General features: G+C 54.5%; 30 protein-coding genes. 12 read left to right on the top strand and 18 right to left on the bottom strand.

The window, feature by feature from the left end; all coding sequences use genetic code 11:
- Nucleotides 1–40: 40 nt before the first annotated feature.
- Complete coding sequence (locus GKN89_RS11225; protein WP_019454750.1) at nucleotides 41–466, bottom strand: universal stress protein; 426 nt, start codon at nucleotides 464–466, stop codon at nucleotides 41–43.
- A 147-nt stretch (nucleotides 467–613) separates the two neighbouring features.
- Nucleotides 614–1,132, bottom strand: coding sequence for a hypothetical protein (locus GKN89_RS11220; protein WP_154746984.1), 519 nt, complete (start codon nucleotides 1,130–1,132; stop codon nucleotides 614–616).
- A 237-nt stretch (nucleotides 1,133–1,369) separates the two neighbouring features.
- On the opposite strand from GKN89_RS11220, the gene metQ reads away from it, so the two are divergent.
- The gene (gene metQ, locus GKN89_RS11215; RefSeq protein ID WP_154746983.1) at nucleotides 1,370–2,185 is read left to right on the top strand and encodes a methionine ABC transporter substrate-binding lipoprotein MetQ; all 816 of its coding nucleotides are present in this window, start codon (nucleotides 1,370–1,372) and stop codon (nucleotides 2,183–2,185) included.
- Between the two features lie 46 nt (nucleotides 2,186–2,231).
- Here metQ and GKN89_RS11210 read toward each other — a convergent pair whose 3' ends face one another.
- From GKN89_RS11210 to GKN89_RS11190, 5 genes are all read right to left on the bottom strand, one after another.
- Nucleotides 2,232–2,996: an SDR family oxidoreductase gene (locus tag GKN89_RS11210; protein ID WP_154746982.1), complete on the bottom strand. Its 765-nt coding sequence runs from the start codon at nucleotides 2,994–2,996 to the stop codon at nucleotides 2,232–2,234.
- A gap of 139 nt (nucleotides 2,997–3,135) precedes the next feature.
- Nucleotides 3,136–4,056 carry a sugar ABC transporter substrate-binding protein gene (locus GKN89_RS11205; protein WP_063919602.1) on the bottom strand — a complete coding sequence of 307 codons (921 nt, stop codon included), beginning with the start codon at nucleotides 4,054–4,056 and terminating at the stop codon, nucleotides 3,136–3,138.
- Between the two features lie 62 nt (nucleotides 4,057–4,118).
- Complete coding sequence (locus tag GKN89_RS11200) at nucleotides 4,119–5,159, bottom strand: ABC transporter permease (protein WP_025160279.1); 1,041 nt, start codon at nucleotides 5,157–5,159, stop codon at nucleotides 4,119–4,121.
- 15 nt (nucleotides 5,160–5,174) lie between these two features.
- A complete protein-coding gene (locus tag GKN89_RS11195; protein WP_019454744.1) occupies nucleotides 5,175–6,659 on the bottom strand; it encodes a sugar ABC transporter ATP-binding protein in 1,485 nt (494 codons plus the stop codon).
- Nucleotides 6,660–6,737: 78 nt separating this feature from the next.
- Nucleotides 6,738–7,667: a sugar ABC transporter substrate-binding protein gene (locus tag GKN89_RS11190; RefSeq protein WP_154746981.1), complete on the bottom strand. Its 930-nt coding sequence runs from the start codon at nucleotides 7,665–7,667 to the stop codon at nucleotides 6,738–6,740.
- Between the two features lie 496 nt (nucleotides 7,668–8,163).
- Between GKN89_RS11190 and GKN89_RS11185 the strand changes: the two genes are divergently transcribed.
- The 3 genes from GKN89_RS11185 (at nucleotide 8,164) to dcuR (ending at nucleotide 11,457) form a co-directional block, all read left to right on the top strand.
- Nucleotides 8,164–9,006, top strand: coding sequence for a class I fructose-bisphosphate aldolase (locus GKN89_RS11185; RefSeq protein WP_154746980.1), 843 nt, complete (start codon nucleotides 8,164–8,166; stop codon nucleotides 9,004–9,006).
- A 125-nt stretch (nucleotides 9,007–9,131) separates the two neighbouring features.
- Nucleotides 9,132–10,745 (top strand): sensor histidine kinase, encoded by a 1,614-nt coding sequence (locus tag GKN89_RS11180; RefSeq protein WP_019454741.1) that lies wholly within the window; start codon nucleotides 9,132–9,134, stop codon nucleotides 10,743–10,745.
- A complete protein-coding gene (dcuR, locus tag GKN89_RS11175) occupies nucleotides 10,738–11,457 on the top strand; it encodes a two-component system response regulator DcuR (protein ID WP_074054488.1) in 720 nt (239 codons plus the stop codon). The genes GKN89_RS11180 and dcuR overlap by 8 nt, the downstream gene beginning before the upstream one ends.
- A gap of 37 nt (nucleotides 11,458–11,494) precedes the next feature.
- Here dcuR and GKN89_RS11170 read toward each other — a convergent pair whose 3' ends face one another.
- From GKN89_RS11170 to fabV, 6 genes are all read right to left on the bottom strand, one after another.
- On the bottom strand, nucleotides 11,495–11,830 hold the full coding sequence (locus GKN89_RS11170) for a hypothetical protein (protein ID WP_025160280.1): 336 nt from the start codon (nucleotides 11,828–11,830) through the stop codon (nucleotides 11,495–11,497).
- Nucleotides 11,831–11,862: 32 nt separating this feature from the next.
- Nucleotides 11,863–12,288, bottom strand: coding sequence for a hypothetical protein (locus GKN89_RS11165; protein WP_154746979.1), 426 nt, complete (start codon nucleotides 12,286–12,288; stop codon nucleotides 11,863–11,865).
- 47 nt (nucleotides 12,289–12,335) lie between these two features.
- Nucleotides 12,336–12,635 carry a hypothetical protein gene (locus tag GKN89_RS11160; RefSeq protein ID WP_063919224.1) on the bottom strand — a complete coding sequence of 100 codons (300 nt, stop codon included), beginning with the start codon at nucleotides 12,633–12,635 and terminating at the stop codon, nucleotides 12,336–12,338.
- Nucleotides 12,636–13,245: 610 nt separating this feature from the next.
- Nucleotides 13,246–13,461, bottom strand: a complete 216-nt coding sequence (locus GKN89_RS11155) for a helix-turn-helix transcriptional regulator (protein WP_025160282.1) — start codon at nucleotides 13,459–13,461, stop codon at nucleotides 13,246–13,248.
- Between the two features lie 7 nt (nucleotides 13,462–13,468).
- A complete protein-coding gene (locus GKN89_RS11150) occupies nucleotides 13,469–14,032 on the bottom strand; it encodes a DUF2975 domain-containing protein (protein WP_063919223.1) in 564 nt (187 codons plus the stop codon).
- A gap of 155 nt (nucleotides 14,033–14,187) precedes the next feature.
- Complete coding sequence (gene fabV, locus GKN89_RS11145; RefSeq protein WP_074054491.1) at nucleotides 14,188–15,387, bottom strand: enoyl-ACP reductase FabV; 1,200 nt, start codon at nucleotides 15,385–15,387, stop codon at nucleotides 14,188–14,190.
- Nucleotides 15,388–15,588: 201 nt separating this feature from the next.
- On the opposite strand from fabV, the gene GKN89_RS11140 reads away from it, so the two are divergent.
- A complete protein-coding gene (locus tag GKN89_RS11140) occupies nucleotides 15,589–16,425 on the top strand; it encodes an aminoglycoside phosphotransferase family protein (protein ID WP_154746977.1) in 837 nt (278 codons plus the stop codon).
- A gap of 39 nt (nucleotides 16,426–16,464) precedes the next feature.
- On the opposite strand, the gene GKN89_RS11135 is transcribed toward GKN89_RS11140, so the two are convergent.
- Nucleotides 16,465–16,815 carry a DUF4377 domain-containing protein gene (locus tag GKN89_RS11135; RefSeq protein WP_019454731.1) on the bottom strand — a complete coding sequence of 117 codons (351 nt, stop codon included), beginning with the start codon at nucleotides 16,813–16,815 and terminating at the stop codon, nucleotides 16,465–16,467.
- Between the two features lie 304 nt (nucleotides 16,816–17,119).
- Here GKN89_RS11135 and GKN89_RS24485 point away from each other — a divergent pair, with 304 nt between their 5' ends.
- Both GKN89_RS24485 and GKN89_RS11130 read left to right on the top strand, forming a co-directional pair.
- Nucleotides 17,120–17,245: a hypothetical protein gene (locus GKN89_RS24485; RefSeq protein ID WP_019454730.1), complete on the top strand. Its 126-nt coding sequence runs from the start codon at nucleotides 17,120–17,122 to the stop codon at nucleotides 17,243–17,245.
- Nucleotides 17,246–17,318: 73 nt separating this feature from the next.
- On the top strand, nucleotides 17,319–17,537 hold the full coding sequence (locus GKN89_RS11130) for a hypothetical protein (RefSeq protein ID WP_019454729.1): 219 nt from the start codon (nucleotides 17,319–17,321) through the stop codon (nucleotides 17,535–17,537).
- Here GKN89_RS11130 and GKN89_RS11125 read toward each other — a convergent pair.
- The gene (locus GKN89_RS11125) at nucleotides 17,534–17,938 is read right to left on the bottom strand and encodes a hypothetical protein (RefSeq protein ID WP_063919220.1); all 405 of its coding nucleotides are present in this window, start codon (nucleotides 17,936–17,938) and stop codon (nucleotides 17,534–17,536) included. The two genes, GKN89_RS11130 and GKN89_RS11125, sit on opposite strands and share 4 nt — an antisense overlap.
- Nucleotides 17,939–18,620: 682 nt before the next feature.
- On the opposite strand from GKN89_RS11125, the gene GKN89_RS11120 reads away from it, so the two are divergent.
- The 5 genes from GKN89_RS11120 to GKN89_RS11100 all read left to right on the top strand — a co-directional run bounded on the left by GKN89_RS11120 (nucleotide 18,621) and on the right by GKN89_RS11100 (nucleotide 22,320).
- Nucleotides 18,621–19,541 (top strand): DMT family transporter, encoded by a 921-nt coding sequence (locus GKN89_RS11120; protein WP_154746976.1) that lies wholly within the window; start codon nucleotides 18,621–18,623, stop codon nucleotides 19,539–19,541.
- Nucleotides 19,542–19,568: 27 nt separating this feature from the next.
- The gene (locus GKN89_RS11115) at nucleotides 19,569–20,369 is read left to right on the top strand and encodes an NAD(P)H-dependent oxidoreductase (RefSeq protein WP_072056118.1); all 801 of its coding nucleotides are present in this window, start codon (nucleotides 19,569–19,571) and stop codon (nucleotides 20,367–20,369) included.
- A gap of 15 nt (nucleotides 20,370–20,384) precedes the next feature.
- Nucleotides 20,385–20,849, top strand: coding sequence for a VOC family protein (locus tag GKN89_RS11110; RefSeq protein ID WP_154746975.1), 465 nt, complete (start codon nucleotides 20,385–20,387; stop codon nucleotides 20,847–20,849).
- 195 nt (nucleotides 20,850–21,044) lie between these two features.
- Nucleotides 21,045–21,851: a helix-turn-helix transcriptional regulator gene (locus GKN89_RS11105; RefSeq protein WP_072056116.1), complete on the top strand. Its 807-nt coding sequence runs from the start codon at nucleotides 21,045–21,047 to the stop codon at nucleotides 21,849–21,851.
- 103 nt (nucleotides 21,852–21,954) lie between these two features.
- A complete protein-coding gene (locus tag GKN89_RS11100) occupies nucleotides 21,955–22,320 on the top strand; it encodes an AraC family transcriptional regulator (RefSeq protein WP_154746974.1) in 366 nt (121 codons plus the stop codon).
- Nucleotides 22,321–22,345: 25 nt separating this feature from the next.
- Here GKN89_RS11100 and GKN89_RS11095 read toward each other — a convergent pair whose 3' ends face one another.
- The 3 genes from GKN89_RS11095 to GKN89_RS11085 are packed head-to-tail and all read right to left on the bottom strand — an operon-like array spanning nucleotide 22,346 to nucleotide 24,994.
- Complete coding sequence (locus GKN89_RS11095; protein ID WP_154746973.1) at nucleotides 22,346–22,903, bottom strand: tail fiber assembly protein; 558 nt, start codon at nucleotides 22,901–22,903, stop codon at nucleotides 22,346–22,348.
- Nucleotides 22,904–22,905: 2 nt separating this feature from the next.
- Complete coding sequence (locus GKN89_RS11090; RefSeq protein WP_154746972.1) at nucleotides 22,906–24,405, bottom strand: hypothetical protein; 1,500 nt, start codon at nucleotides 24,403–24,405, stop codon at nucleotides 22,906–22,908.
- A 1-nt stretch (nucleotide 24,406) separates the two neighbouring features.
- Nucleotides 24,407–24,994, bottom strand: a complete 588-nt coding sequence (locus GKN89_RS11085; RefSeq protein ID WP_154746971.1) for a DUF2612 domain-containing protein — start codon at nucleotides 24,992–24,994, stop codon at nucleotides 24,407–24,409.

The following is a 24,994-nucleotide window of genomic DNA, read 5'->3' as shown; positions in this document are numbered from 1 at the left end:
GCGGCGGCCACCGTCATTGTTGCCCGGCGGTGGCCCGCGTTTATGATCGGATCGGGATCACCAGCACGTCGATATTCAGCTGGTTGATGGCGTTGCGGGTGGAGGAAAACAGATTGCTCCACAGATCGTGGTGATGGCCGAACACCAGCAGATCGATGTTCTTGTCCACGACCGCCGTGCGCAGTTCGTCAACGAAGCCGCCACGCCCGATAATCACTTCCGCGATCGGGTAATTGACGTTTTGCGTGGTAGGCTCCAGCTCTTTGCGGATCTTCTCTTCGAACGGTACACCGTCATAGCTGCGCTCCGAAAAGCCGATCGCCGCGTGGTAGGTGTCGTAGTGGACGTCCACATAGATCAGCGAGAGTTTGGCCTGCAGCGCCTCCGCCAGCAGCGCTCCCTTTTCGACCAGCCGTTTGCCGTCATCGCTCAGATCGGTGGCGATGACAATATGTCTGTAACACATAGCGCCTCCTGTCATGGACTCGGTAGAGACGAGGCTCCGATATCACGTCGGGGTCATATCGTTATGGTTAATTTTAGTTCAGAAATGGCGCGCCGGGCGGATGGCGATGCGGTGGGAAAGCCCCGTCGCCGGGGCTGAAAGCAGAAATTACTTCTCGCGCTGCGCCTCAAACCAGACGTTGCACAGCGACAGGATCAGCGTGTTGGCGTCTTTCACCAGCACGTTATCGCCGGGCACCCCGTCGCTACCCTGATCGGTGATGCCTTTAATGGGGGTATCCGCGTGCTGAATGGCCACGCGCTCGACCGACGGCGTGCTGATGCCCAGCATCGGGAAATCGATGTAGGAGCTGCTGCCGGCGTTGTCCTCGACGAACTCCTGCGCTTCTACGGTGCTGACCGTGGCCCCTTCGCTTTTCAGCGCCGTGCCGTTCCAGCTGAAGGCGTCCGCTTTATAACTGATTTTGCCGCCGATCAGGCTCTGCGCCTGCTGCTGATCCCAGCAGCCGGTGGTTTGGGTCGGCACGATCTTGCTGACGCGCCAGTTGCCCAGCAGCTGTTTGGGGATCGGCCCGGTATCGCTCTCCGCCGCCCGAACCTGAGTCGCCGAGACGCAGGCCAACACCACCAGCGGCAGCAGCGCCTTGCTCCAAGTGTTCAATCGCATTGTCTATTCCTTCGTTTCAGTACCCAGTCTGCCCCTTGTGGGCCAACGGCTATCATAATAAGCCCGCCGATTCGCCGTCAAAACAATCCGCACCGCGCCAGGCGGCGGGCGCTCATAGCTAATCGCTATGAGTCATAGTGAATCAGTATTTTGTTTTAGCCCAGCGATTACCTACAGTCACTGCCACTATTCTGCCCGCCAAAATTAGCAGGCAATGTTGACAAGGACCCTGGGAAAATGACATTTACGCTGAAAAACCTCACCCTGGCGCTGGCCGCCGCCGGCACGCTGCTGCTGACCGCCTGCGGCCCCACCGCGCAGGACGATCACCACATCAAGGTCGGCATCAGCGCCGGTATCGATCAGTCGCTGTGGGCGGTGGTGCGAAAGGTTGCCAAGCAGAAATACGATCTGGACGTGGAGGTGGTGACCTTCAACGACTACGTGCTGCCGAACGAAGCGCTGAACAACGGCGATCTGGACGTTAACGCCTTCCAGCACAAGCCGTATCTGGACAAGCAGATGCAGGAGCGCGGCTACAAGCTGGCGGCGGTGGGCAACACCTTCGTCTACCCGATCGCCGGCTACTCGAAGAAGATCACCTCGCTCAGTCAGCTGCCGGACGGCGCGCAGGTGGCGGTGCCGAACGATCCGACCAACCTGGGCCGCTCGCTGTTGCTGTTGCAAAAACAGGGGCTGATTACCCTGAAAGACGGCGTCGGCCTGCTGCCGACCGCGCTGGATATCGTCAGCAACCCGAAAAAGCTGAAGATCGTCGAGATTGAAGCGCCGCAGCTGCCGCGCGCGCTGGACGATCAGAAGGTAACGCTGGCGATCATCAACACCAACTACTCCAGCCAGATTGGCCTGTCGCCGGCCAAGGACGGGCTGTTTGTCGAAGACAAAAACTCCCCGTACGTCAACATCTTCGCCAGCCGCATCGACAACAAAGACAGCGAGAAAGTGAAAGATCTGGTCAAGGCCTATCAGACCGACGAAGTGGCGGCCAGCGCCGACGAAATCTACAAAGGCGACGCCGTCAAAGGTTGGTAACGCTCTCCCGCATGCCCGTGGCGCCAGGCCACGGGCGATGGCAACCTCAGCCGCGCTGGATGGACACCCCGCCGTCCACCAGCATCGCGGTGCCGGTGACGAATGAAGAAGCGTCAGACGCCAGATACAGCGCCGCCTGCGCGATCTCCTCCGGCATCGCCAGCCGCTTGAGCGCGTGCAGATCGGCCACCTGCGCCAAGGCCTCCGGGGTAGCGCTCATCTGCCGCCCCATCGCGGTATCGGTGCCCCCCGGCAGCAGCGCGTTCACCCGAATGCCGCGCCCGCCGAACTCCACCGCCAGCGCCTGCGTCAGGCCAATCAGCCCCGATTTGCTGGCCGCATAGGCCGCCGTGCCGGGAAACGCCGCAGTGTGGCCGACGAAGGTGGAGGTGAAGATCAGCGAGCCCGCGCCGCGCGCCAGCATGGCGGGGATTTGATATTTGGCGCCGTAGTAGGCGCTAGAGAGATTGGTTTCCAGCACCTCGCGCCACTCTGAGGCGGTGAGCGCCAACGAAGGCCCCAGCGGCCCCAAGGTGCCGGCGTTGTTAAAAGCGATATCCAGCCCGCCGAACTCGCCGACCGCTGTCGCCGCCAGCCGTTCGGCGAAGGCTTCGTCGCGCACGTCGCCCGCCACCGCGAGCGCCCGGCCCCCCTCGCGCCGAATCTCCTCCACCAGCTCGGCCAACAGCGGCTCGCGCCGGGCGCCCAACACCAGCGCCGCCCCCTGCCGGGCGAACAACAACGCCGCCGCTTTGCCGATCCCCGAACTGGCGCCGCCGATCACCGCCACCTTACCGTTCAATGCGTTCATCGCTCATCCTCACGCGGTTTAAAGACCTCCAGTGTGAGGCAAGATTCGGCGCCGCGCTGGCCACAAGCGGACATGTAACTGACGCCAATAAGAAAGGCGCTGCAAGCAGCGCCCCGACAAAGCGAATCTCACGGCGAACTCAGGGTTTGGCCGCGTATTGCTCCTGATTGGCCGGCGTCACCAGCTCGAACGGGATCCAGTAATACGGCTCGAGATTTTCGCCGTTGATCATGCGCTGCGCCACCTCGACCGACGCTTTGCCCTGACCGATCGCGTCCTGGAACACCGTGACCTGCATCTTGCCGGAAGCCAGCGCCTTGAGGCCGTCCGGCGTGGCGTCGATGCCGCCGATCAGCACCTTTTTGTCCGCCTTGCCCGCCTGCCGCAGCGCCATGATCGCGCCGATCGCCATCTCATCGTTGTTGGCGGCGACGATGTCGATCGCTTCGCCATTGGTCAGCCAGTTCATCATCAGATCCATCCCCTCACTGCGTGAATAGTTGGCGCTCTGCTTCTGCACCACCTTCATCTTCGGGTATTTGGCCACCACCTGCTCCACGTCTTTGGTGCGCTGCAAGGCGCCGGCGTCGGTCAGGTTGCCGATCATCACCGCCACGTTGCCCTGATAGTTGGCCAGCCGCGCCAGTTCTTCCATCTGCAGCGTGCCGGATTCCCGCTCGTCGGAGCCGACGAACACCACGCCCGGCGGCAGTTTGGCGTCGCCCGGCGTGCGGTTCACGTACACCAGCGGCACGCCGGCGGCCTGTGCCATTTTGGTCATCACCGGCGTGCTGGCCGAGTTGACCGGATCGACGATAATCGCGTCCACCCCGGCGCTGATAAAGCTCTGCACCTGATCGGTCTGGCGGCCGACGTCGCCGCGCGCATCCTCGAACTGCGCACTGATGCCACGCGCCTTGGCCTCCTTGTCGATCGCCTGGCGGATGATGGTGAGGAAGTTCTGGTCGAAATAGGCCATCGATACGCCGATGGTTTGCGCCCATGCCGGGGTTGACGCACACAGCGCCACCGCCAGCCACAGCCCTTTCAGGTAGTTCATGATGCGTCCCCCGGTAAAAAAAGACCGCCGGCCAACCTGGCGCCGGCAGCAATTCACGGCAATCAGTGTTTTTTGCGGTTGCGCCGCATGTCGATCGACACGGCGGCGACGATAATCACGCCTTTGATGATGTCCTGAATGTAAGAGTCGACGCCGATAAAAGTGAAGCCGCTTTTGATAAGGCCGAGGATCACCGCGCCGATCAGCGTGCCGGTGATGCGCCCGACGCCGCCCATCAGGCTGCTGCCGCCGATCACCGCCGCAGCGATGGCGTCCAGTTCATAAGACATTCCCATGCTCGACTGGCCGCTGCTGACGCGCGCCGCCAGCACCACCCCCGCCAACCCCGCCAGGCCACCGGCGATGGTGTAAACCGTCACCAGATACTTATTGACGTTGATGCCGGAGACCCGCGCCGAGGTCATGTTGCCGCCGATGGCGTAGATGTATTTGCCGTAGCGGGTGTGCTTGAGTGCGATATGGAAGATCACCGCAATCACCAGGAAGATGATCACCGGCATCGCGCCCTGGCCGATTGACGTGAAGCCATCCGACAGGAAGCTGACCGGGTTGCCCTTGGTGTAGTACTGCGCCAGGCCGCGCGCCGACACCATCATCCCCAGCGTGGCGATGAACGGAGGAATGCCGGTGCGGGTGATCAGGAAGCCGTTGATAAAGCCGCAGACAATACCCACCCCAATCCCCGCGCCGATCGGAATTGCCGCCGGCAGATCGAGCAGCCCCGGGTACATCGGCGAGATGCTGTCCGAGGTCTGCGCCAGGCTGGCCGCCACCACGGCGGTCAACGCAATCAGCGAGCCGGAGGAGAGATCGATGCCGGTGGTGATGATCACCTGGGTGACGCCCACCGCGATGATGCCGATGATCGCTACCTGCAGCACGATCAGCAGCAGGCGGTTCGGGTTCAGCAGGAACGACTGATCGCGCATGTACCAGCCGAGGATTTCGAAGATCAGCGCGATGCCGATCATCACGATGAAGATGCCGGTATCCTTCGGCATTTTGCCGCTCAGCCCGGAGAACAGCGTTCCCTTGCCCGTTGAATCGGCGGAGAGCGGCTTCTCAATCTTTACGTTACTCATGATGTTCACCCTTCGTTATTCTGAGGCCAGCGCCAGGATCTTCTCCTGATCCGCGTCGTCTTTATCCAAAATGCCGGTGATGCGGCCGCCGTGCATCACCATCACCCGGTCGCTCATGCCGAGGATCTCCGGCAGTTCGGAGGAAACCAGAATGATGGCGACGCCGCGGTTGGCCAGCTCGCTGATCAGGCGGTAGATCTCCGCTTTCGCCCCCACGTCGATGCCGCGCGTCGGTTCGTCGAGGATCAGGATTTTCGGCTGCGCCAGCAGCCAGCGCGCAATCAGCACCTTTTGCTGGTTGCCGCCGCTGAGGTTATTGATGATCTGATCCATGGTCGGCGTTTTGATGTTGAGCTTCTTGATCTGCGCCATGCAGTCTTTGGCCATCTGCACGTGGCTGACGAAACCGTTCTTGCCGATGTATTCCGACAGGTTGACGATGCTCATGTTCTCGACCACCGACAGCACCAGAAACAGGCCGGATTTTTTGCGGTCTTCGGTGAGAAACGCCAGCCCGCTCTCGATCGCTTTGGCCGGGGAGTCCACCTTTACCGCCTGGCCTTCGATAAAGATCTCGCCGCCGTCCGCCGGGTGCATGCCAAACAGGCTTTCCATCACTTCGCTGCGCCCGGCGCCCACCAGCCCGGCGACGCCGAGGATCTCGCCGCGTTTGACGCTGAACGACACGTCATGAAACCAGCCACTGCGGCGCAGCCCCGCCACCCGCAGCACTTCCTCGCCGATGTTGTTGTTGAATTTGGGGAACATCTGCGTCAGTTCGCGCCCCACCATCATGGCGATCAGCGACTGTTTGGTCAGGTTCTCGGTCTTGTCGCAGGCGATGAAGGTGCCGTCGCGGAAGATGCTCACTTCATCGGTTATGGCGAAGATCTCGTCCATCTTGTGGCTGATATAGATGATGCCTTTCCCCTGCTCGCGCAGTTCGCGAATGATGGCGAACAGATGCACCACTTCGCCTTCGGTCAGCGCCGAGGTCGGTTCGTCCATGATCAGCACGTCGGCGTTGTAGGACACCGCCTTGGCGATCTCCACCATCTGCTGGTTGGCGATGCTCAGCTCGCCCACCAGCGTTTCCGGCTGCAGCTTGATGTTCAGTCGCGCCAGCAGCTCGCGGGTCTGCTCGTTCAGCTGCTCGTGGTTGACGAACCCCAGCCGCGCCGGCTCGCGCCCCAGCCAGATGTTTTCCGCCACCGTCATGTAGGGCACCAGGTTCAGCTCCTGGTGGATCATGGAAATGCCCGAATGCAGCGCCTGCAGCGTGTCGCTGAAGGTGACCGGCCGGCCTTTGATTTTGATCGAGCCTTCGTCCGGGTGGTAGATGCCGATCAGGCATTTCATCAGCGTCGATTTGCCCGCGCCGTTTTCCCCCATCAGCGCGTGCACGCTGCCGGGTTTGATTTTAATCGAGACCTTATCCAGCGCTTTGACGCCGGGGAACTGCTTGCTGATGCCTTCGGCCTCAAGAACATAAGGGTACATACCGCTTACCTCCGCACTGACCCACGTTTTCCGCCGCAGGCGCCCCACACCGGCGGCGCCTGCGACAGGCTTCAAGGCTTATTTCTTGTTTTTATCGGCGAATTGCTGGTAATTGGCCTGGGTGATCAGCTGGTAAGGGATCAGCACGTTGCTCTCCACTTTCTCACCTTTCACCAGTTGCATGGCGGTCTGCACCGCGCCTTCGCCCTGGCCTTTGGCGTCCTGGAACACGCTCAGCGCCAGATCGCCCTTCTTGATGAACTCCAGCGCGTCCGGCGTGCCGTCAACGCCGGCCACCAGCACGCCGGATTTCTTGGCTTGCTTCAGCGCCAAAATAGCGCCGATGGCCATTTCGTCGTTGTTGGAAGCGATGGCGTCAATCTGCTGGCCGGACAAAATCCAATCGGTGGTGACGTCCACCGCCTCTTTGCGGAAGAACTTGGCGGTTTGCTTATCGATTATCTTGATGTCGGGGTAATTGGCCGCCACCTCTTCCACGCCGCGGGTGCGGTCGCGCGTGGCTTCACTCGACAGCTCGCCCATCAGGATCATCACGTTGCCCTTGCCGTTCATCAGCTTGGCCAACGCTTCCATCTGCAGCTTGCCGGCCAGCTTGGAGTCGGAGCCGACGTAGGCCATGCCGGCCGGCAGCGCCACTTCCGGCTTGCGGTTGACGAATACCAACGGGATCTTGGCCTTCTCGGCCAGCTTGATCATCGGCTTGACGCCCTGAGTATCCACCGGGTTGAGGATGATGGCGTCGACGCCCTGGCTGACGAAGTTCTCGATTTGTTGAATTTGCTGCGCGATGTCGCCCTTGGCGTCTTCGAACTGACCGCTGACGTTGCCGTCGGCTTTCATTTTGTTTTGCATCGACTGGCGCAGAATGGTGAGGAAGTTGTCATCGAAGTAAGCCATGGAAACGCCGATCTTGATGTCTTTCGCCAACACGCTGGCCGGCAGCATGCACATCAGTACCGAGGCGGCGATCAGTTTCTTCAGCTTCATGTTCGTTACCCTTTAATCGTTAGAATGAAGAGGTCTGTTGGTTGACAGCTAATGAAAAATATTTTTTACATTCAAACAACAATACGGTCGGTATTATCCCTTTGATACGGCGAATTTACCGCGTCATCGCCGCATTAAGGCCGTGAACAAAATGGTGATAGATATATCAAAACAGATTAAAAACAATTAATTGAAATAAACCCCTGGCACAGCAAGCGACGCTGGCATCGCATTTTTAAATGTTTATTTCATAATTGAGATTATTGAAACTTTCCAACCCAAACAAGCGAAACATGCGTTTTGGAATGGCTTATTAACAAAAACATGACACGGATCTAACAAATGAAGTGAAAGCCGTCGGCGAACGCCCCCCTTTCGTGCGCCGCACCGAGCGCCGGCAAAAACTGCGAGCGGGCGCGCAGTTTGCGGTTTCCGCGTTTCCCGACCATCCTTACTCGGCAATAATGGACATATCCCTATCTCAGGAGGACCTGACATGCAGCTCAGCAGTAAGGTGCGGATGAACCGCCTGTTCAACAACGGCAAGTGCCTGGATGTGGCGATCGATCACGGCATCGCCAACGAACCGGATTTCTTGATCGGCCTGGAAGATATCGAACAGGTGATGGGCAACCTGATCGCCGCGCGCCCTGACGCGATTCAGGTCAACTACGGCCAGGCGGATCTGCTGCAGCGCGCGCCGCAGCGCGAAAAACCGGCGCTGGTGATGCGCACCGACGTCGGCAACGCCTATAACGCCGCGCGCCACCGCGAAATGTGGGCGGTGCTGCACAACCCGGAGGCGCCGATCCTCGCGGCGCTGCAAATGGACGCCGCCGCGGTGGTGGTCAATCTGTATATGATCCCGGATGAACCCGGCATTTTCCGCCAGTGCGTGGAAAACATCGGCCGCCTGCGCCACGCCTGCGACCAGTACGCCATGCCGCTGATGATCGAGCCGCTGGTAATGGCGCCGGCCGGCCAGGGCGCCGCCTACGGTTCGCTGGGCGACGTGGAGAAGATCGTGCCGCTGGTGCGGCTGGCGCGCGAACTGGGCGCCGACATCATCAAGGCCGACCCGACCGACCGGGTGGAAGACTTCCACCGCGTGGTGGAAGCGGCGCGCTGCCCGACGCTGGTGCGCGGCGGCGGCAAGGGGGAGCTGGGGCCGGTGCTGGAGAAATCCGCCGCGCTGATGGCCCAGGGCGCCTCCGGCATGGTCTACGGCCGCAACGTCTATCAACACAGCAATCCGTCGCAGGTGGTGCGCGCCCTGATGGCGATTATCCACCAGGGCGCCAGCGGCCAACAGGCGCTGGAGATCTACCACCAACAGTGACCCGCTTTTGTAACTAAAATAACCCCTCCGCACCCCGGCAGCATGCTATAACCTGCTGCCGGTAACTGCAGCCTGCCGCATTCCTCGCTAGAATACGCCGTGATATCGCCATTCGGAGAACCTCCATGCCAAAACAACGGGTGCCGCTCAAGCTGAGCACCTCCATCACGCTGATGGTGTCCGCCATCATCGCTTCGGTGCTGCTGGTGGTGTTCGCGCTGTTTTTCGTGCAGATGAGCCGCGAAGGGCAAGAGCAGCTGCAGCAAAAAGCCATCGCCGTCGCCAACACGCTGGCGCTCTCCAGCACCGTGGTCGACGGCCTGCAGCGGCGCGATCAAAGCGGCGCCATTCAGCGCTTCGCCGAGCAGGTGCGCCATCAGAACGAGCTGCTGTTCGTGGTGGTGGTGGATATGCAGGGCATCCGCTATTCGCACCCCAAACCCTGGCTGATCGGCAAACATTTTATCGGCGACGATCTGGCGCCGGCGCTGCAAGGCAACGTCAACAGCGCCATCAACCGCGGCACGCTGGCCCCGGCGCTGCGGGTGTTCGTGCCGGTGTATGACGAACAACGGCGGCAAATCGGCGTGGTGGCGCTCGGCATCGCGCTGGACACCGTGCAGCGGGTGGTGGCGGAAAGCCGCTGGATCATCTATTGGACCATCGCCTTCGCCGCGCTGGTCGGCAGCCTGGGCACCTTCTTCCTGGTCTCTGCACTCAAACGCATCATGCTGGGTTTTGAGCCTTACGAAATCTCCAACCTGTTCGAGCAGCGCAACGCCATGCTGCAATCGATTAAAGAAGGCGTGATCGCGGTCGATAATGATTCCCGCATCACCATCGTCAACGACGAGGCCAAGCGCCTGCTGCGCCAGAGCGGCCCGCTGGAGAACCTGCTGTTGGAAGCCGCCAGCAAGCATTGGCCGGCGCAATTGCATCTGGCGGAGGTGCTGGCCAGCGGCAAGCCGCTGCGCGATCGGCAGATCAGCTTCAACGGCAGCGAACTGCTGACCAATACCGTGCCGGTGATCGTCAATGGTCAGGTGACCGGCGCCATCGCCACCTTCCGCGACAAGACCGAGGTCAGCCGCCTGCTGCAACGCCTGAGCGGCATGGCGCACTACGCCGACGCGCTGCGGGTGCAGTCGCACGAATTTATGAACAAGCTGCACGTGATACTCGGCATGCTGCATATGAAGGCTTACCAGCAGTTGGAAAACTACATCATCAATACCGCCAGCAACTATCAGGAAGAGATCGGCGCGCTGCTGCGCAAGATCCACTCGCCGGAAGTGGCGGGCTTCTTCATCGGCAAGATCAGCCGCGCCCACGAAGCCGGCGTTGAGCTGACTATCGAGGAGACCAGCCTGCTGCCGGAAACCGACGACGCGGAAACCACCCACGTGCTGATCAGCGTGCTCGGCAATCTGATCGAAAACGCCATCGACGCCATCGACGGCGTTGAAGGCCACGAGATCGGCCTGAGCTTCCATCACCACGACGATCAATTACACTGTATCGTCAGCGACGACGGCCCCGGCATCGATCCGGCGATCGGCGCGCGCATCTTCGAACACGGATTTTCCACCAAGGGGACGGGACGCGGCATCGGCCTGGCGCTGATCCGCAGCCATCTGGAGAAACTGGGCGGCAGCATCGATTTCGAATCCGAGCCGGGCGAGCTGACCCAATTTTTCGTGCACCTTCCCTATCAGGCCAAGAGCAGAACCCATGATTAATGTACTGATTGTCGACGACGACCCGATGGTGGCGGAGCTGAACAAATACTACCTGAGCCAGATCGGCGGTTTTCACTGCCAGGCGACGGTCGCCACCCTGAGCCAGGCGCGCGCCCTACTGGCCGACGCCAGCGTCAGCATCGATCTGGTGCTGCTGGACATCTACATGCAGCAGGAGAATGGGCTGGATCTGCTGCCCGGCCTGCGCGAGCTCGGCGAGAAGACCGATGTGATCATCATCTCCTCCGCCAGCGACGTGAATACGGTGCAAAAGGCGCTGCACTACGGCGTGGTGGATTACCTGATCAAGCCGTTCCAGTTCAGCCGCTTCAAGGAGGCGCTGAGCCACTACCGGCAACAGTCGCAGCTGTTGGCGCAGCGCGAGTTTTCACAGGCCGACGTCGACAGCCTGCTGCGCCGCCAGCCCGGCGGCCAGGAGAGCAAGAAGCTGCCGAAAGGCCTGACCAGCATCACCCTGAGCACGGTGTGCGAGTGGATCGAGCAGCAGCACGACAGCGAATTCTCCACCGACAACCTGGCCAACGCCATCGGCATTTCGCGGGTCTCCTGCCGCAAGTACCTCATCTATCTGGCGGAGAGCGGCATTCTCGGCACCCGTATTCTGTACGGCGCCACCGGCCGGCCGGTCTATCTGTATCAGCTGAAACCGGATGCGATCGCCATGCTGAAAGAGCATTGCCGCCCGGCCTAAACGACGCCGGGCGCAGAAAGCGCCCGGCGGTTAAAAGTTAGAAGTTGTACATGTAACACTTCGCCTCGGGGTGAGGATCTTTCGAGTATTTCCGCAGGCAGCGCTGCTTTTTCTGCTGCTGATCCAGGTGACGCTGCTGCCGCTTGGCGCTCTCTGCGGCCTCGCGCTGTTGCTCGCGGGCGATCGCCTGTTCGTTGGCCTGCGTCAGGTTATCGACGTTCCACACCTTGTGGCGCAAGGCATCGCGCTTTTTCCGGTACTCCTCGGTGATCTTACTGTCCTTCGGCGGTGCCGCATGGTATTCCAAATCTACCCGCGCCTGCGCGAAGCAGGCGCAACACAAGGCCACGCCGGCCAACACTGTCCTTTTCATCGATAAACTCCTAACAAACCTGTTTCTCATTTTCAGCAATTCTGCGGCCGCCCATTAAGCCAGGCGTGACAATAGGCACCGACAAAAGGCCGGTGTGGCCCCAGTGCGGACGCACGCCGCAGCCGTAAAGACAGGCAGCGGACGATGCCGGTGTGCTGCGCGCATGTCGACGGGCTGGGTAAATGCGCCACCGCAGTACGTTTGGCGTTTTTCTGCGTTTTCAGCCAGGTTTTCACTGCGTTACGCTCCGCACGCAGGCGCGCCAGCTCGACTCGCTCCGCCTGGATCTGCTCAACCAACCAAAGATGCTGCAATAATCCGGCCATGCTGGCCGGGCATCCTGCCTGGGGGGCGTTTTCCACCGGAACAGTAACTGGCGAGTGGCGATCGACGAACGCCTGGCTATAAAACGAGGCCAGCATCGCCAGAGCCACTGCGATTAACGAGGGTAGTTTCAATACACAGACTCCATGAATAAACGGGCTCGACCACGCAACGGAATGGGTCAACAACCGCTGAGTGACGTTGCGTTCTGCTCTTCGGGAGCCGGCGCTGGCTGTCCTCCCGTCGCCGGCGCTTTCCCGGTTTCGACATCGCATTCCGCCCGCCGCGCCAGCGCCTCGTCATTCACCGGCGGGGACTCCGTCGCCATCTCTTGCCGCAGATCGTGCGCCAGGTCTTTCAGTTTCTTTTGAAACAACACGGGCGACATTCCGTCGCACTGCCGATCATAGCGGACGGCATTTGCCGGCTGGCTCAATAAAGGCATTAGCAGTACCAACATGGCGAAAATAATCTTTGCCATTGAGAACTCCTGTAATGATATTCGGGCATACCGATATATCTTCGGCAAGCAGAAAGGCGCCAATCGGCAATGAAATAGCGCATCAAAGCAGAGTAGCGAAATAATAGTAAACCGAACAACAATACCCTTAAGATAATGACAAATACCCACCGAAATATTTAAACGGCTAGCGGTCCCATAATTTTGACCAGTCCAACGTGCCGCTTACGCCAACGCGATCCCCACTCAACACTGACGTGGCTGACTCTCCGGCGATAATGCGCTGCTTCTGTTCCCGCGTAGCCGGCTGAGGCATAACCCAATCGGGAGACGAAGACGTTGAATAAATGGCACCGCATCCGCTTAATACAAAGCATAGTGCAGGGAGGCAATGACGAAATCTCATGTGATGTTCCTTAAAATAACTGATTCTGGTGATTGTAAAAAATAAAAACGGCTTTATTTAGTTTAATAACCCTGCCATATGCAATAGCAATAAACACAACACGGCCTGGTGTTAATTAGGCGTTATTTTAATTAACGAAAGAAAAACAAATAGACTCAATAAGGCAATGCTAATCGCGAAGAAATTTGCCAGTGGACTCAGCGCACATCCGAGTGCGCCGGGCTCCTACTCTTCGCCGTCCGGCTGCCAGGCCAGCAAGTCGCCGGGCTGGCACTCAAGGATACGGCAAATCTTGTCCAGCGTTTCCAGCCTGACGCCCTTGACCTTGCCGTTCTTCAACAGGGACAGGTTTTGTTCGGTGATCCCCACCTGCTCCGCCAGCTCTTTTGAACGCATCTTCCTTTTGGCCAACATGACGTCAAGACTTACGATTATTGCCACTCTATTCTCACACGAAAGAAAGCTGTTCTTCATTCAGCCGCAGCGCTTCCAGAAATACCCGGCTAAACACCAGGATTGCGCAGCCGACGATCAGCGAGCGCACCGACTCGCTATTGACGCCATAATAAAGGATAAACAGCATTTTTTCATCGGCGGTCAGAACCATAACCTGCAACAGGTCGGCTAACGAAGGGAACAGCACATCGACAATCAGCAAAATCCCGATGACCTGCAGCAACACCATGTTGTTGCGGTGCCATACGTTGCCGCGGAAGAATTGATAAAACAGCCCGGCGCCGCACAGCAGCGCGCTGTAATAAGGCAAATAACCGAGCATATCGATCGCCAGCGTGGCACCCAGCGCCCAGCGCTGTTGAGGAATGGCATAGCCAACCAGCTCGGGGTAATACTCCCGGTAAGAGGCGATGATCTCGGCATAAGCTTCACCGTGCAGCCAGCCACGCACGATCATGAACATTTCGACGCAGGTGCTGATAATCAGCATCGCCATAATCAATAAGCACAGACAACGCACATACAGCGGCAGATGGATCCTTGGCGCAGTGCTCATAGTTTTCTATCCCTTAATCAACAGCAATAAATTATCGTAAAACGATAACTTATTACTGTCAATGATCAAGTGGACTGATGAGTTAGGTCAACATCGTCTGGTTACGGAAAAAAAAAGGCCGGGCAAGCCCGACCTTGTTTGACCGCTCGACGCGCTTAGACCAGTTCGATCACTTCGAAGTTGGCTTCGCCACTCAGATCGGCGTCGTAGTCAACGCCCTGCAGACCGAAACCGAACAGGCGCAGGAACTCCGCCTTGTAGCCTTGATAATCGGTCAGCTCGTTGATGTTGCTGTCGTTCAGCTGCTGCCAGATTTTACGACAGGTTTCCTGCACTTCGTCGCGCAGTTCCCAGTCATCCAGACGCAGACGGTGTTTCTCGTCGGTATCCGGCGCCGCACCGCTGTACAGCTTGGTGGCGAACAGCCGCTGGATCTGCTCGATGCAGCCTTCGTGAATGCCCTGCTCCTTCATGATTTTGAACACGATGGAGATATACAGCGGCATGACAGGAATGGCGGAGGAAGCCTGGGTCACCACCGACTTGAGCACCGCAACGTAAGCCGCGCCGCCTTTGGCCTGCAGTTTCTGGTTGATGGCGTGCGCCGCGCGATCCAGATCTTCTTTCGCCTTGCCCAGCGTACCGTGCCAGTAGATTGGCCAGGTCAGATCGGTGCCGATGTAGGAGTAAGCGACAGACTGCGCGTTATCCGCCAGCACGCCCGCTTCGTCCAGCGCGTCCATCCACAGCTGCCAGTCCTGGCCGCCCATCACCTTCACGGTGTCGGCAATTTCTTGCTCGTTGGCCGGCTCGACCACGGCTTCAACCAGCACGTCTTTGTTGGTGTCCAGCGCGACGGATTTGTACGGCTCGCCGATTGGCTTCAGCGCGGAACGCACCACTTCGCCGGTTTCCGGCATTTTACGCACCGGCGAAGCCAGCGAGTAAACCACCAGGTCAACCTGGCCCAGGTCTTTTTTGATCAGATCGATCACGGTCTGACGGCACTCGTTGGAGAATGCGTCGCCGTTGATGCTTTTCGCGTACAGGCCTTCTTCTTTAGCTGCCTTGTCGAAACCGGCGGAGTTATACCAACCGGCGGAACCGGTTTTGCCTTCGCTGCCAGGCTTCTCGAAAAATACGCCGATGGTGGCCGCACCGCTGCCGAAGGCGGCATTGATGCGCGAGGCCAGACCGTAACCGGTGGATGCACCAATGACCAGCACCTTTTTAGGCCCGTTTTTCAGTTCGCCGCGCGACTTAACGTAGGCGATTTGCTCACGGACGTTGGCTTCACAGCCTGCCGGGTGAGCGGTGGTGCAGATAAAACCACGAATTTTAGGTTTGATAATCATAGTAATTTTTTCTTGGTAGCTAAAAACCGAAGGACAATATACCTGATTTTCTCGATATACTTAAGAAAGTGCGCAAACAAGCGCAGTGACCAGACCAGTCGGGGCCGCCACCCTGCGCCAGTGAAGGAGCCGTACCGGGTGAATGCCATTCCCAAAATACATGCCGATGAGGCCGAGATTTCCCTCCCCCATGTCCGAGCTATGCTCGCCGAACAGTTTCCGGCCTGGGCGGCGTTGCCCATCGAACTTGTCACCACCGGCGGTACCGACAACGTGATGCTGCGGCTCGGCGACGAGCTGTTGATTCGTCTGCCGCGTACCGCCTCGGCGGCCGAAGCGCTGACGCGCGAGAACCGCTACCCCGCGTTGCTGGCACCTCATCTGCCGGCACCGATTTCCGTACCGTTAGCCCAGGGCAAGCCGAATGGCGCCTATCCTTTCGCCTGGAGCATCGGCCGTTGGATCCTCGGCCGCACGCCCGCCTGCGGCGAATGCAGCCCGGCGCTGGCGACGCAGTTGGGTGAGTTCGTGCGCGCGCTCCACGCCATCCCAACCGCAGGCCACGCGATCAGCGCTTATCGCGGCGGCCCGGTCAGCGCCAGAGACACCCTCACTCGCGAATCTATTGCCCAGTGCGCCCCTCACCTCGACGCTGCCGCCCTACTGCAAGCATGGGACAGCGTGAGCCAGGTGAGTGAAAACACCGGCGGCGCATGCTGGCTGCACACGGACATTCAACCCGGCAATCTGCTGATCGACAACGGTGAGCTGGCGGCGGTGATCGACTGGGGCGGCATCGCCATCGGCGATCCTGCGGTCGATATGATAGTTGCCTGGAACCTGATGGGAGCGGAAGCCCGAGAACATTTCCGCCAGGCGGTGAAAGTGGACGATGAGACCTGGCGGCGCGGCCGCGCCTGGGCGCTGTCGATTGGCGTTATCGCTTACGCCTACTATGTCGATAAGGAGCCTTCACTCACGCGCACATCACGCTACCAGCTGGAGCAGGTCGCGGCGGAGATGGGATTGACGCTATAAAACAGCAGGCCGGACGCACTTCGCCCGGCCTGATAATCATTACGCCTTGTTCTTTTCCAACTGCTCAATCAGCGTATAACGCAGCGATGAGGCATCGGCCGGCACGTTCTCCACCGGAGTGACGCGCACTTTCAGCCGATACTGATAACCCGGTTCGAAGGTGAAACCCTCGATGCCGGTATAGAACAACTCCCACGGCTGCTGCGCGGAGCGGCGCACCTGCATGCACTTCATCGGGGCGACGCCCACGCAGTCCACCAGCGCGCTGTTCACCAGCAACACTTCCGTTTGGCCGCCTTTTTCGTTTACGGGCTGATTCATCGAGGTTCCCTCCTGGCTGCAGCCGGCCAGCGCGGCCAACGCAACAAATAACAACGCTTTAATTTTCAATGTACTGCACCATTAGTCATCTAGGTCGGGCGATCCTAACAAATTGACTGGATGAATTGAACCTTGCTTCACGCCGCCGGTGGCGCCATTCACTGTAAAGGCCGTCTTATTATGCGGAATGACTCACGCTATCCCCTCGCCGGGAATATCAATCTCCGGCACGTTTATCAGCCTGGTAAATACCTGAAAATAAATCCCCTGTTCTTATCCGAACCGGTAATTACTCCCATTGTTTTTTCTGTTAGAAACAGCTGGCTTGCGCAAGCTTTACGCTATTTAACCATATCGATAAAGGGGGTATTTTATGCAAGAGATCGAGGCTAAATATTTTCACCTGATCGCCGGTGGCGGCAACTTTGCCGACAATCGCAGCAGCAATGGACGCGTCAATAACAATAGCAACAAAGATGGCAACACCTGCTCTCGCTAAGCGGTTTTAATTAATCAAAGCCCCGGCTGTGTCTTTCCGTTCAGTCGGCGCTTTCAGCATTTCGGTGATAACAATGTTTAAACTGTTCCGTACCTTGTGCCTGCTACTCGGCTTTTGGATCGCCACCCTGCTGCTCAGCGGCGCCGGGGTCTCTTTTACCCACGGCTACGCCGCGCCTAAAAACCTGTCGCATTTCGTCGTCTCGCTGGTGGTGGTCGGCGCCATCCTGCTGTGGACAAATAAATTGCTGCGGTTCTTTTTTGCCGAGAAATTTGAGAAGAAGCCGCGTTAAGCCGTATTCCCACTTTGGTCGTCGCCCACAATGATAAAACCGGCATCACGAATCGCCGCTTTCACCTGCATGGCGTCCATCACCGCCGTTTTCACATAGCCAAAAAAGGCCACCCGCACGCCGGGCAAACGGACTGGCGTCGCCAGTTGGGCACTGAGTTCGCGATTGCGCTGCGCCATCAGCTCGGCACGCTCCTGCCAAAACGCGGCCGGCTCGGAGGGAGTTTCAGTGGTTGTTTCGAACCGAGACGCCCATTCGCTGAGCGCCTCCCACTCAGCCAACAGCTCGGCAACCACTTCAGGATTAGCCACCTGCCCCCAGTCAGGTGGTAAAGCCGCCTCACGCCACGCCTCGAGATAGCCGGGTAGCGTTCTCTTCAACTGGCTCAACCGGTCGTTCAACGCAGTCTTCCTTTTATAAGAATTAACATATTGATATTAATCACAATATCATCCTCGCTTAACCGGCGATGGGAACAATGAACGGAGCTTATCAGCGCCTTAGATGACGTAATGACTTTTGGTGCGGCTGAATTAGCGATATGTGCGGGTGGAGGATGGGGATGGAGGTCGGGTTAGTGAGCTGTGATTCGAAAAGAGGAATGGGAATTGTTGCTGGCGTATTAAGTGGGATTTACTTATAAATCAAGCACACAAAAAAAGACCGAATACGATTCCTTTATACGAAAAACTATGTAAATATCCTTTTTAAACAATGCATTACCAAAAATTTAGCCTTTGCAACCCCCTACTATACCTTACATTCCCTGTCTTTAATTTCAGATAGTTACCAGGACTCTCGGAGCAATTCGGATAAATTTCGGAGCAGTTTGTTTCTTCGCCCCCCCACACACCTCAAGCACATATACATAGTAATTATCACAACCATCTATTTTATAATCAGAGAATACATTAAATATAAGGAAGTCACTATTGCTTAATTTGTCATCTACAAAATGGAGTCAAAATACATTAGAATCATAACCAATTCACAATACAAAATGTCCATTTCGCGCTATATACTTCAACCGAGGATTAGTCATAATCAGCATCATACTTGGTCATTTTGGCATATCTGAAGATTATGAGAAAAGCTGTTGATGTGTTTGCCGTATCTATCATGATACTAGTTTGTCTCATCTGGGGTTCACAACAGGTGGCGATAAAAGGTGTCGCTGAAGAAATATCTCCTGTACTTCAAGTAGCTATTCGTTCAGGCGTTGCTGGGTTTTTGGTATGGATTGTAATGTTAGTTAAAAAAGAATCCTTTACTGATATTCGCAACACAATAAAGCCCGGTCTGGTTGTAGGCTTACTTTTTGCTCTTGAGTTTTTATTTGTTGCCGAAGGGCTAAAATTTACGTCTGCATCACATATGTCAGTTTTTCTTTATACTGCACCTGCTTTTGCAGCGTTAGGTTTACAAATCTTCCTCCCAGCAGAACGCCTTTCCTTAGTCCAATGGTTAGGTATAACCCTAGCTTTCGTTGGAATTCTGGTTGCATTCCTATCGGGTTCTGCTGATAACACCAGCAAAACACATGATATTCTAATCGGTGATGGGTTAGGCCTTCTTGCTGGCCTTTCGTGGGGTATGACGACCATTGTAATACGCTGTTCAAAATTAAATGAGTCTCCAGCGAGTCAAACACTATTCTATCAACTTGCCGTAGCGGCTATTTTATTGTTTATCTATGCATTCTCCAGCGGGCAGACTCTTTTTACGGTTGGCCTAAAAGGAGGACTAAGTTTAATTTTTCAAGCAGTAATTGTTGCATTCCTTAGTTATATGGTTTGGTTTACACTTTTGAAAAAATACTTGGCATCACAGCTAGGTGTACTGTCATTCATGACTCCAGTATTTGGTGTTTTTGCAGGCGCTCTTATATTGAATGACAAGATAAAGTCCGGCTTCATTTTTGGGACGCTACTTATTCTTTTCGGAATAATTGTTGTCAGTGGTTACCCTTGGTTGCAGAGCAAAATTAACTCACGAAAAAAATAAAAACATTTCTGATAGAGGTATATTACTATGAAAGTACTCATTGTTTTCGCACATCCAGAATCAAAGTCATTCAACGCAGCGCTTAAAGATACTGCGGTTGAAACTTTGCTTTCCCTTGGTCATGAAGTTGAGGTAAGTGATCTATATAAAATGGGTTGGAAAAGCCAGATAGATGAGAAAGATATTCCAGGCAGCAGATTGAATGACTCCATATTTACTGTACATGAAGAACAAGAACACATGGAGAATACAACTGGGGCAACACTAGATGTTCGAAAAGAACAGGAAAAACTCGTTTGGTGTGACATGTTAGTCTTCCAATTCCCTATATGGTGGTTCAGTATGCCTGCAATCTTAAAAGGCTGGGTTGATCGTACTTTTACTCGAGGATTTGCATATAAGACAGGGAGAAAATACAGTTCTGGCATTTTTAAAGGAAAGAGAGCAATGATATGCGCCACTACAGGAACGGCTGGCTCCCTATATGCTCCAGATGGTATTGACGGCGATATAAATCATATACTTTGGCCTATTCACAATGGAATCTTCCATTATACTGGTTTTGATGTCCTCCCACCTCAGATGGTTTGGATGCCGGGAAATCTTACAGAATCAGAGAGAGAAGCTGCACTTGAGTCTTGGGCAATAAGAATTGGCAGTATTGAAAACGAGGAACCACTTTTCTTTCATGGTCGAGAGGATTATACATCGGAACAACGCCTACGTCCCGATGTAATAGCGAAGACCGGATTTCAATGGAATCCTTCCGCGGGGCAAACACATGAGATTGCAGCGCGTCAGTATACTAAACACCTCAAAAAAGATTAGTTCTTGGATCACACAATGAAAAAGCATAGCATATTTAATAAGCTACACCATATTTGTATCGTTGTTAATGATATGGATGAATCAGTAAAGTTCTATGAGTCTATAGGAATTGGCCCTTGGAATGATTTCCCGTCATTAGAACGATTCAGAGATAACCTGGAAGTTAGCAATGTTGATGATTTTATGCAAAACAAATATTGCTATACTAATATAGGTGATATTCAAATCCAACTTTGCCAACCATCTTTGGGGGATACTGAACAGCGTCATTTTTTGGAAAAGAATGGTGAGGGTGTTTTCCATTTAGGCTTTACTGTAGATGCTGTTGATGATGCAGAGAAACAAGCTCATAGCCTTGGCTTAACAAACTTAATCCGCGGAAGATTGCCAGATCATAGTGGATTTACTTATTTTGACACAAGCGCACGAGCAGGGGTAATACTACAAGTACGCGCAATTAAACCTGTAGCAAATAGCTAATGCTTTGAGTGCCCCACAATGCTTGCCTCCAACTTTACCTTGCTAAAGGTTTAATTATGAATCTGTATACATTGACCTAGTGCGATTAATATATTATATCTTTATTTAAGGTTATGTTGACACCTTGATATATCAACATCCCGTTCTCAAGTGCCGGGATGTTGTCTTTCCAAGCTTGCAGTAGGTGACGATGAAATGACAACTATTATTCCCCAAGAACTTCAGAAAAAGAAGTTGATAGCTCCTCCTTTCACGACCTCACTACCTGCTCCTGCATGGTTCAGAGTAGGGACAATGCCAGCAGATGCCACTTATCCGGTACACTCTCATCCTTGGGGTGAGTTCGTATATTCATACAGTGGTATAATGGAAGTCAAAATCAAGAATGAGCATCTCACAGCCCCGCCACATTTCGGAATCTGGTTACCACCGAAGCTAACTCATGTTGGCCTTAACAGAAATGAAGCAACACATTGCTCTTTTTATTTAATGCCAGAGCTGTGCGAAGAGCTGCCAACTTTTCCTTGTACGTTGAAAATAAATGAATTTACTATTTCGATTCTAGAGCACCTTAAGGACAACCCGTTGACAGCACCTATTGATGATAAAAGCATGCGTATATTACAAGTGCTTAGCGATCAGTTATGTGCAGCCCCTCGCCAAAGTACTTTCCTTCCCTATACCAGCGATCCGTTGCTCAGTAAAGTTATTGCTGAAATCGAAAAGTGCCCGTCGGTGGAAATCCCTCTAAATGAGCTAGCTGAAAAATTAGGATATACTGTTCGGACATTAAATCGACGCAGCCATCAATTATTAGGAATGTCACTTGGCGATTGGCGGCAGCGTTTGCGTGTTGTAAAAGCAATAGATCTTCTAGAAAAAGGTGAAAAAGTAGAAATCGTTGCCTATTCGGTTGGTTATAGTAGTGCATCGTCTTTTATAGCAATGTTTCACCGAGTAACCGGTAGAACCCCAGGTAGTATTGCCACTCGGTGTCGATAAGATATCTTTGATTTAATCTAATCTCACTAGACCAATAGTAAAACTTTTCAAATTCGAGCAAAGATTAATGGCTTAATTTATGCCATAATTACACGTAGACATCATGAAAAGACATAACAAAACTGTCTCCTGCCTAAAGAAATGGGTTTTTGACAATAGAGAAAAACCACTATCCATTAATAGCGTGATTGAAAAGTCAGGATATTCCAGACGATATATGGAGTCTGTTTTCAGAAAGTTAACAGGTGAAACAATCTACTCATACATTAGAGCAGTGCAATTTTCAGATGCAGAGAGAAAATTGTCAACAACAAACTCTAAAATTTCAGAAATCGCTGCCACATATGGATACCGCTCCCTTTCTCAGTTTACAAAAACCTTCATTAAAATATACGGACTTTCACCTTCTGACTATCGTAGGAAGGCAAGAAATGAAAAATCAGCCACTATAAAAATCAAAAAATCATAATAAAATAACACTCCTAGATAAGACTTCACCTAGTGATTTTTTCAGGAGATTCTGGCCATCTAATTTCTCGAGGCTCCATATTGGAGTCAATGCCATTTATCTGATTGACATAGTGCATCCATTTTTTCAAACTATCTTTCTCCTCGATGGTGCACATTCCCAGCATTAGTTTTGTATGCAATGATTGTGTAACCTGGTTAACACGGTCGATCCGAAGTGACTTCTCATCTTCGATTTTCTGTCGTTTCTCTTCAGCGGTATAGACTCTCTTGACTACTTTACCATCGCTATATACCCAATTAGTGTCATTACAAGCATCATCAGGCATCTCACAAATGGCCACCTCTGCTACTGAGAAACCAGGAGGGAAAATTGCTGTGACGTCTTTTGATATACAGACGATAATACCATTCTCGTCATACATGACCTTCAGCGTGTCTGGACTAAAATCCGCCTGACAGGCGTACCAGTCTCGCCCATTTTTATCTTTGGCGTAAAGAATATCAGGTCTATATGCTGGCTCATTCCCTTCGGTGGATTTAAAGTCAGGCTTGTAAATAGCAAAGTTTTCAAATTTAACCATGATTAAGAAGTCCCTATATTTCGCCAAGAACCATTAATTAAAACTTGGATATATGAATAAGAAGCCCAAATAGATGGGTTATAGTTAGCCCCAGACATACCAGTAAACACGCAACCGTCAGGAGCTCTAACTTGCCCCCCAGTATCAGGCTGGTTAATTCGTCCAGTAAGCCTGACGTTTTGGACAAGATTTTGATAAGCCCAGTTTTGTGCGTTATTTTGCGCGTTCGATATATTTTGATTTAGCCAGTTACTGAGATACCCTCCCCAGATATTACCAGTGATATTTCCATCGGTGTGAAATATAGCCCCACTGGCTAAAACAGCTCCTGGTGAATAGAACTGACCGGAATTTGGGTCGAATCTCCAATTAACATCAATGTTATCCCCTTTTGCATGAATACAGGGTATAGCGAAGCTGGGAGTACCATTAAGCAAATAGCCGAAGCTCACAGCAGTCGGGTAGCCTTGACCTTTCCGGGTCACAACTCCTTTTGCTATCGGTGCATAAATACCGCCGGCGGTAACAGGCCACTGCCAATTAGGCTGAAAGAATGGCGCCTGATTGTTCAACTGTTCGGAAAATGGCCCAGCTCCCCACGGAATTGCTCCTAGCGTTGTGGCAATAGCGGGGGCAAATAATTGTCCCGTCATGGTGTCGCCAGTCTTAGCAACAGCGTTTACATCAGCAGCAGTAGGCTTATAGGCTGTGGTATAAACACGCGCCCACGTCACGCCTTTCCCCTGAGTCGTGGACTGCCCAACCCAGGTACTTAAGTCGCCACCAACCGCCAAGTACGCCGTTGTTGGCGCTCCGTCGATAGGCAACCTCACGCAGCCGTAAGCACTATTACTACCCGGACGGTTGGCGCTGGTCGAATTGACGCGGAAAAACTCGGCAATCGTTCCGTAGGCATCGCTCTTGTGTTGAGCCCCCGCCCCTAGGCCAAAAGCGCCCACTTCCATAACATTGCCCGTTTCCGTGCCGACATTGCGGGTGGCTGCAGTTCCCAACTCGAGATTTTTGCGCCCTTCGGCCTTGTTTTGCAAATCCGCCAGATTCTGCTTTTTTTGCAGGAAAAACCCATCGGGATCGGCCAATAGGTTTTTCCAGCCCGCTGCACTGGCGCCGTCCGGATCCGTTGTGTTCGCTTCAACGGTATTCCACCAGATTTTCGAGCCGTCAGCGCTTAATACCGTAGCGCCTTTTGCATATCCGCCGATAGCCTGAGCAAAAGCGGAATCAAAGGTATACTGGCCGCCAGCTTGAGAAAAACGAATTGCCGCAGTGATGTCGTTCAGCAGTCCGTTAAAATCCTTCCCGTGCGGCGGGATACCGCCGGCCGCGATCGCTGTCATTGTGAGTGGCGGAAAGCCAGAGTCATAGGCAGCTTTGCCCTTTTCCTTGGTTTCCTGGGTGGCGTTATTGGGGATCGTGTTTTTGTCAGCAGTACCGCTGGCGAACGGCACTGCAATCTGACGCGGTTTATCTGTCAGTTTCATTTTATGCCTTCTGAATTATTGAAACGTTAATACCTGGCAGCGCCGGCAGTGAGCCGGAGGACTGCACGATAGCCAGCTCTGCGGTCGACAGTTCAAACTCGAACACATAGCTCATCTTCATTCCGCCATCGTTCTGGATATAGGCGCGCCCCCGATCGCCGAACATGTAACGCAACATCCGATTGATATTCGGTATTGAGCAATCGGTGATATTGCTCATGGCTTTCATCATGATCAGACGGCGATAGATCGGGTCCGCAAGTTCAATGGTCTGCGTTGTGCTCTCACCGCTATAGAACGGCGCCTGGTCAAATGGGCGGGGATCTGTCCGCGTTGGCGTATCTAGCCGCGCTTCACTGAACCCCAAATAATTAAAGTCGTCGTCGACCGTTAGCCGCCGGCTTACGTCCACAATTTTTCCCCACACATCGAGGCCATAGGTCTCTGCGGTTTCGATGTTCCAGATCAGATCGTAAAAATCATCGACGAACTTGTCGGGGGAAACAGCTTCGTTGAAGCTGCCGATCAGGGCGTTAAGGCGGGGGCTGGCGGCGTACTGTGCGAGCACAGTGGCGGCCACATTCTGCAA

Origin of the sequence: Serratia sp. YC16 (assembly GCF_009707615.1) — a bacterium.
Lineage (GTDB): Bacteria > Pseudomonadota > Gammaproteobacteria > Enterobacterales > Enterobacteriaceae > Serratia > Serratia surfactantfaciens.
Note: the sequence above shows the minus strand (reverse complement) of the source record. Positions and strands in the feature narration are given on the sequence as shown.